The organism is uncultured Metabacillus sp., assembly GCF_947503125.1.
Classification (GTDB): Bacteria; Bacillota; Bacilli; order Bacillales; family Bacillaceae; genus Metabacillus.
In genome coordinates this window covers 1-6,898 of the sequence record NZ_CANNCR010000108.1, presented here as the reverse complement: position 1 = coordinate 6,898, position 6,898 = coordinate 1, and the positions used below count along the sequence as shown (strand labels likewise).

Genomic DNA, 6,898 nt, shown 5'->3' with positions numbered 1-6,898 from the left:
AAAGGGGCAACATATAAATTCTGATATTACAAAAAAGGGGCAACATATAAATTCTGATATTATAAGAAAAGCGCAAGGCGCCCGCCTATCGGCTCGAGCTAGACACTAAAACTAAGTTCAAAATTTTATACTTTCTTAAACTTAAACAAAAGGGAGCGACCTGTGATCGCTCCCCTTCCCTTTTTCTACTTGTCTGTATCTCTATCTCTAACCTTTTCTTCTAAAAGCTTAGCTTCAAAAATTTCTTCGTCTGTTTCTTCTTTAATACGTTCTTCCACTCGGATTCTACCTTTTCCCATAAGATATCCCTCCTAAGAAAGCTTATATCCATTATGAAAAAGACTAAACAAAAAGTAAACATAACAAAAGTACTAAAAATCTCAGAATATTTACAATAAATATCAAAAAATGATTTTTTCATCAGGAGCCTGATACAAATTTCAACATTTTTTGAATTTCGTTTGAAATCATTATTTTTGCGGTAAGAACCTTTTAAACGAATTCAATTGATAAATTATGTGATAAAAGAATGATAAAAGTGAGGTAAATATGTAAAGCAATTAAAGAGATTGGATTAACTCTTTGCTTAGCTGGCACAAGAAAAATCATTTGATGGTCAGCCTTTTCAAACAAATTCCAGGAGCATGATTATTTAACAATCATAACCGGGCACTCTACACGTTTCGCAACCTTATGACTCACACTGCCTAAAACCATTTCCTGTAATTTATTTAAACCTCGGCTGCCAATTACGACTATATCAAAATGTTGCTTGTTGGCATACCTTACAATTTCTGGACCTGGCTCGCCCTTAAGTATTTCTAAAGTATAGTTTATCTGCTTCTGCTTTAAAATTTCTTCAGTAGGTCTAATCTTCCGTAACCGCCTTTCATATACTGCCTCCTTGCTTCCATCTGATAATACATCAGATTTTGAGGTTGAACCATCTACAACATAGATGATCGTAATATTGGCATCATCACTTAATTTTGCCACTTCAGCGGCCTTTATTGCAGCTCGAAAAGCATGCTCTGATCCATCAGTTGCCAACAAAATGTTTTTAAACATCCATTCTCCCCCAGTTTGCTTTACTACTATTTTACAGCATCACTTACCTCTTTAATATAAATTTAATTCTACAAATTTCTGCTTAAACTGGAGGGAATTTGAGTTAATCAAAGAAATCTATACAAGTATACGCTTACATATAAATACATATTTTCAATGAATGATGCTATAATATTCCCCGTTAACAACGGCCCCGACTTTCATGAGAGTTGAAAGTCACCTAAAAATTTAATAAGAAAAAGAGGTGCTGTATTGAATACACAAACATTAAAACAACAGTGGTTCGGAAATATCCGTGGGGACATCCTTTCAGGCATCGTTGTTGCCTTAGCACTTATTCCTGAAGCGATTGCGTTTTCGATTATTGCAGGTGTTGACCCGATGGTTGGGTTATATGCCTCATTTTGTATCGCAGTCGTCATTGCCTTCGTAGGCGGAAGACCGGCAATGATTTCTGCAGCCACAGGTGCAATGGCTTTAGTAATGGTTACGTTAGTAGCTGAACACGGGCTCCAATATCTCCTTGCCGCAACGATTTTAACTGGAATAATTCAAATCGTTCTCGGCATTCTTAAAATAGGCAGATTGATGAAGTTTATTCCACGTTCGGTTATGGTTGGATTTGTTAACTCCTTAGCCATCTTAATTTTCATGGCACAACTTCCCCACTTTGTTGGTGAATCATGGGTTATGTACGCAATGGTTGCAGGTTCATTAGCCATTATATACATTTTGCCTAGGTTTACAAAAGTTGTTCCCTCACCACTTGTAGCGATTATCGTGATGACGATTTTTGCTATTATGTCTGGGGTTTCGGTTCGTACTGTCGGAGATATGGGAGAATTAACACAGGCTTTACCAATGTTCTTAATTCCGCAAATCCCGTTTAATTTTGAGACGTTGCAAATTATCCTTCCTTATTCTATCGCATTAGCACTTGTCGGCCTATTGGAATCACTTTTAACGGCCCAAATTGTTGATGATCTGACAGATACGGAAAGTGATAAAAACAAAGAAGCAAGAGGACAAGGAATCGCCAATATTGTCGCGGGATTTTTTGGTGGAATGGCAGGCTGCGCGATGATCGGCCAATCTGGTATTAACGTTAAATCTGGCGGGCGCGGCCGTTTATCTACACTGGTTGCTGGTGTTTTCCTTATGATCTTAATCCTTTTGTTAAACGATATTCTTGTGCAAATACCAATGGCCGCTTTAGTCGGCGTTATGATCATGGTATCAGTCGGTACATTTGATTGGTCTTCACTGAGAAAGCTGCATGTTATGCCAATTACGGACTCAACTGTGATGATCGTAACAGTTGTCACTGTCGTCTATACACATGATTTATCTAAGGGAGTCATTGCAGGTGTCATCCTTAGTGCGGTTTTCTTTGCCGCTAAAATTTCAAAGGTCCATGTGGACACAAAACTTGATGAAAGCAATCAAAAAACCTATATTGTAAAAGGGCAATTATTTTTTGCTTCTGTTTCAGATTTGGTTACAAGCTTTGACTTTAAAGAAGATATTCAGCATGTGGTTATTGATTTTAGCCAAGCACATTTATGGGATGATTCAGCCGTTGGAGCAATTGATAAAATTGTTTTCAAATTCAAACAAAATGGCACTGATGTGAGGATTGTTGGATTAAATAAAGACAGTTTAACCCTCGTCAAAAAACTCGCTGTTTATGACAAAGCAAATGCTAAAATAGCGAATCATTAATAGCAAGAGAGCCTGATCGAAAAATAGATCAGGCTCTTGTTATTTAGGGCCGTTTACCCTAAAATCTTATGTTATTGTTCACCTTCAGTTGATGTCTCTTTTAAAGGTACATCTTCATCTGATAAAAGATGGAAGGATTGCGTTAAGATTAATGCCGAGCGGTTTTGATCCTTTGGGTGCGGAACAACTTCAGCTTGGGCAAAAACTTCATTGTTATAGAAGTCTTCTTCTTTTTGATCCATTTTTCTCAATCCTTTCTATTTGCGGTTGTTTACATTTTTACCTTAGAATAGAAATTTATGAGGAAATGCTTTAATCTATAAATAAAATCCTCTACAAAAAGAACCTTCTAAAGTAGTAGAAGGTTCTTTGAACTTTTATGTCATTCAGTTGGGTCGAGGTGTTTTAAACCTCTTCACTAAATAATAAACAATGGCCATGAGCACAGCAAAGCTCATGATCGGAATCAGGTATGGCCGGGCAACTTCTTTTATATACATCCAATTTGAGCCTAATTCGATCCCTAAATATAAAAAGCAAATCGTCCAAGGAATCATTGCAGCAACAGTGTAAACGGTAAATTTCCATAATGGCATTTTGGCAATTCCGGCAGGAATACTTATTGCATGTCTAACCACTGGAATAAATCTTGCCCCGAAGATAACCCCTGATCCATATTTCTCAAACCATGATTCAGCAACATCCAAATGATGCTTATTTATAAACAGGAATTTTCCGTATTTTTCAAGAAATGGCCTTCCTCCATAACTGCCTAGCCAATATAATAAAAGCTGAGCAATTGTTCCGCCAATCACACCTGCTGCAAATGCGCCTAAAAAGCCGACTCTTCCCATGACAATTAAGTACCCGCCATATCCAAGAACGATTTCACTCGGTATAACCTCAAGCATTAATCCAATGGCTATGCCCAAATACCCTAGGCTTGTCAGCCATTCTAATAGATCGAGAATCGCTTCCTCCATTCGTTCACACCCTTACCCTAATAGTCCAAGCATCTCTTGTCCCTATATACGTATGAAGGAATGGAAGAAAATAACCCTTTTCGCCAAAACTTTATGGGTAAATTTAAGGACAAATTAGTGAATATCCTTTTTCTTGAATCTTCCGCCGCGAACCTCTGCGATATTGGCCACGGCTAAAAAGGCGGATGGATCATGGTCTTCCACGATCGATTTTAATTTTGCTTCCTCTAAACGGGTAATGATACAGAAAATAACCTTCTTATCATCTCCTGTGTAAGCTCCCTCGCCGTTAAGGTATGTAACACCGCGTCCCAGCCGGGCTAAAATGGCATCTCCGATTTCCCGGTATTGGTCACTTATAATCCATGCAGACTTTGATTCGTCAAGTCCTTCAAGAACAACATCTATGGTCTTAAATGCTACGAAATAAGCAATCAATGAATACATGGCCCTGTTCCAGCCAAAGACAAAACCCGCGCTTCCTAGAATAAAAATATTAAAAAACATGATAATTTCACCAACAGAAAAAGGAAGCTTCTTATTAGCAAGAATCGCTAAAATTTCAGTACCATCTAATGATCCGCCATACCGAATCACAATCCCGACACCGACACCTAAAATAATTCCGCCAAATACGGTGGCCAAAAGCAAATCCTCAGTAAATGCGGGTACAGGATGCAGCAAAGAAGTAGCAATGGATAAAACGATAATACCGAACAAGGTTGAAAGCGCAAATGTTTTCCCTATTTGTTTATATCCAATGAAGAAAAAAGGAATATTTAATAGGAAAATAAATAGTCCTAGCTTCCATCCTAATATATGAGAGAGAATAATCGAGATTCCGACAATTCCCCCATCAATAACCTTGTTGGGAACTAAAAAAATCTCTAAGCCGACTGCCATTAAAACAGCACCGATAAAGATAAACAAAATTCTTTTCAATATTTTCGTTTTCGTTAAACCTTGATGTCGTTTAATTTCCTTTTGTAATTCAACTGGAATTTCTGTCATAAAAGACCCCCTAATCTCTTTACCGTATATTATGATTGTCCTTTCATTATAACGTACAATCATAAATTAGTGGATTTTTACGCTTTTTATGTGAAATTGTATGATAATTCATATTTTAAAACTAAAAAGCTTGAATTCGTTCCAATATGTCGAAAACGAACTCAAGCTATATAGTGTTTATTTACGAGATTTTTTCTCGTTATGCTTTGTTTCGGCTAAATCATTGCCAAAGTCTTTATCAGTATTGATGGCATCACTTGCTTTTTTCATTTTCTTTTGTTGATTTTTGTGACTATCTCTTTCGGCCATTATCTGTTCTCCTTTCTATTAATGAAAGTCGACGTCAATCTTCTTTTTGTTGTCCTTCATTAGCTTCGGCATTCTTACCTCCAGCACTCCATTTTTATAAGTTGCTTTGACTCCTTCATCAGAAACAGGACTAGGAAGAGAAACAGAGCGATGGAAACTGCCAACATATCGTTCCTTACGATGCATATTTTCCTTCTTTATTTCATTTGTTCGATTAATTGAACCGCTGATCCTTAACATATTATTTTCAATATCAATATTGACATCTTCTTTCTTTTCAAGTCCAGGAATATCACATGTAGCAATGATTTCGTTATTAGTTTCATGAACATCGACTCTGATGCCAGCCAGATTATGTTCATTTCCTAAAGCGGTAGAAAAGTCTGAAAAAAAGTGATCAAATTCTTTTGACAAACCTGCAAGTTGTCTAAATGGTTCGTATGGTACTAATGCCATGCTGTTTCCTCCTAATTTATTTAATACAGAGATATTTTTTGCAATTTTATAAAAATCATTCCAATTTATTTTGGTGGAAAATGGTGTACTTACTTGGAGGAAAACGAATGAAGAATTCATACAAAAACTTCTGGGCAGTCCCCCATTGCTTTAAAGCAGTGAGGGACTGTCCCAAAAACAATCACTTATCCGCTGGATAGATTAAACCAATCTGCTTTCTGGCATCCTCTAAGATTTTCGCTGTAGTTAAAGAGTTTGAGTGCGAGTTTAGTTGTGATTGGTAATTTTTGTTTTTCACTAATTCTATAAATTCCTTTGTTTCATAATACATGCTGGCAGAATCCTGGGGTTGTGTAAGATCTTCAATCCGTCCATCCTTGTAATGAATTTTTACATTTTCCGGAGTGTGAATCTTATCAATAATGATGCTGCCGTTTTCCCCTTGAATTTCTGAAGGCACATAAGAGTTTGTAATTTTGGAATACATAATAACCGCATCCATTTCATCATATGTAAGCAAAAGACTGCCTTCACCATCAACGCCTGACTCAAGCATATAGCTTGAAGCCTTTATTTGCTTTGGCTCTCCAAATAAAACGACTGCAGGGTAAACACAGTAAATGCCGATATCCATAAGTGAGCCATTAGAAAATTCCGGTTTGAATGCATTTAATACAATACCTTCTTTATATTTGTCATAGCGGGAAGAATATTGACAATAGCTTGCAAAATAACGGCGGACTTTTCCAATTTTGTGCAAATTTTCTTTAATCGCTAAAAAATTGGGCAAAAAGCTGGTTTTTAGTGCTTCCATTAACACAACAGAATGATCATTTGCCGCCTTCATCATTTCGCTTACTTCTCTTGTATTTGAAGCAATTGGCTTTTCACAAAGAACATGTTTCCCATTATTCATGCACAAGATCGCCTGCTTGGCATGCAATGAATTAGGGCTTGCAAGATAAACCGCATCAAACACGTCACTGCTTACAAATTCCTCTAAATCTGTAAACGTATGCTCTATGTTAAATTTTTTTGCAAATTCTTCTGCCTTTTCATTCGTTCTTGAATAAACAGCTGTAAGTGAAAAATCCTCTACTTTACTAGCGGCTTGAATAAAGCTTTCTGTAATCCAGTTCGTCCCAATTATTCCAAATCGAACCATAGTAATCCCTCCATTAACTCTCTTTACTCTTGGAAAGTATAACTTTTTTTCTCGAAAAGCAAAAGGGCATTGTAACCATTTTAAAGTTTTACTAATATTTCATGCTTTTTTGTCAGGAGTCATTATTAATGACGGTGAATTCGGAAACGTAAGTGTCGGTGACAAAGTTTAATTGCTACCGACA

9 protein-coding genes are annotated in these 6,898 nt (G+C 36.8%); 1 reads left to right on the top strand and 8 read right to left on the bottom strand.

Annotated elements, in window-relative coordinates; all coding sequences use genetic code 11:
• Nucleotides 1-185: 185 nt before the first annotated feature.
• Both Q1B07_RS25860 and Q1B07_RS25855 read right to left on the bottom strand, forming a co-directional pair.
• Complete coding sequence (locus Q1B07_RS25860) at nt 186-299, bottom strand: YhdX family protein (protein WP_299095455.1); 114 nt, start codon at nt 297-299, stop codon at nt 186-188.
• A 349-nt stretch (nt 300-648) separates the two neighbouring features.
• Entirely contained in the window at nt 649-1,068 is a 420-nt protein-coding gene (locus tag Q1B07_RS25855; RefSeq protein WP_299095456.1) for a universal stress protein, read from the bottom strand.
• 252 nt (nt 1,069-1,320) lie between these two features.
• Here Q1B07_RS25855 and Q1B07_RS25850 point away from each other — a divergent pair, with 252 nt between their 5' ends.
• Nucleotides 1,321-2,790, top strand: coding sequence for a SulP family inorganic anion transporter (locus tag Q1B07_RS25850; RefSeq protein ID WP_299095457.1), 1,470 nt, complete (start codon nt 1,321-1,323; stop codon nt 2,788-2,790).
• A 71-nt stretch (nt 2,791-2,861) separates the two neighbouring features.
• Here Q1B07_RS25850 and Q1B07_RS25845 read toward each other — a convergent pair whose 3' ends face one another.
• The 6 genes from Q1B07_RS25845 to Q1B07_RS25820 form a co-directional block, all read right to left on the bottom strand.
• Entirely contained in the window at nt 2,862-3,032 is a 171-nt protein-coding gene (locus Q1B07_RS25845; protein ID WP_299095458.1) for a transcriptional regulator SplA domain-containing protein, read from the bottom strand.
• 144 nt (nt 3,033-3,176) lie between these two features.
• Entirely contained in the window at nt 3,177-3,773 is a 597-nt protein-coding gene (locus Q1B07_RS25840; RefSeq protein ID WP_299095459.1) for a DedA family protein, read from the bottom strand.
• Nucleotides 3,774-3,887: 114 nt separating this feature from the next.
• Nucleotides 3,888-4,784, bottom strand: coding sequence for a YitT family protein (locus tag Q1B07_RS25835; protein WP_299095460.1), 897 nt, complete (start codon nt 4,782-4,784; stop codon nt 3,888-3,890).
• Nucleotides 4,785-4,961: 177 nt separating this feature from the next.
• A complete protein-coding gene (locus Q1B07_RS25830) occupies nt 4,962-5,093 on the bottom strand; it encodes a hypothetical protein (RefSeq protein WP_269431578.1) in 132 nt (43 codons plus the stop codon).
• 18 nt (nt 5,094-5,111) lie between these two features.
• Complete coding sequence (locus Q1B07_RS25825; protein WP_299095462.1) at nt 5,112-5,549, bottom strand: Hsp20/alpha crystallin family protein; 438 nt, start codon at nt 5,547-5,549, stop codon at nt 5,112-5,114.
• Nucleotides 5,550-5,730: 181 nt separating this feature from the next.
• A complete protein-coding gene (locus Q1B07_RS25820; RefSeq protein ID WP_299095463.1) occupies nt 5,731-6,714 on the bottom strand; it encodes a Gfo/Idh/MocA family oxidoreductase in 984 nt (327 codons plus the stop codon).
• Nucleotides 6,715-6,898: the final 184 nt, after the last annotated feature.

Excerpts from the sequence above, each read along its gene's own strand:
- Q1B07_RS25860 (WP_299095455.1), bottom strand. The coding sequence starts at position 299 with ATGGGAAAAGGTAGAATCCGAGTGGAAGAACGTATTAAAGAAGAAACA.
- Q1B07_RS25855 (WP_299095456.1), bottom strand. The coding sequence starts at position 1,068 with ATGTTTAAAAACATTTTGTTGGCAACTGATGGATCAGAGCATGCTTTT.
- Q1B07_RS25845 (WP_299095458.1), bottom strand. The coding sequence starts at position 3,032 with ATGGATCAAAAAGAAGAAGACTTCTATAACAATGAAGTTTTTGCCCAA.
- Q1B07_RS25840 (WP_299095459.1), bottom strand. The coding sequence starts at position 3,773 with ATGGAGGAAGCGATTCTCGATCTATTAGAATGGCTGACAAGCCTAGGG.
- Q1B07_RS25835 (WP_299095460.1), bottom strand. The coding sequence starts at position 4,784 with ATGACAGAAATTCCAGTTGAATTACAAAAGGAAATTAAACGACATCAA.
- Q1B07_RS25830 (WP_269431578.1), bottom strand. The coding sequence starts at position 5,093 with ATGGCCGAAAGAGATAGTCACAAAAATCAACAAAAGAAAATGAAAAAA.
- Q1B07_RS25825 (WP_299095462.1), bottom strand. The coding sequence starts at position 5,549 with ATGGCATTAGTACCATACGAACCATTTAGACAACTTGCAGGTTTGTCA.
- Q1B07_RS25820 (WP_299095463.1), bottom strand. The coding sequence starts at position 6,714 with ATGGTTCGATTTGGAATAATTGGGACGAACTGGATTACAGAAAGCTTT.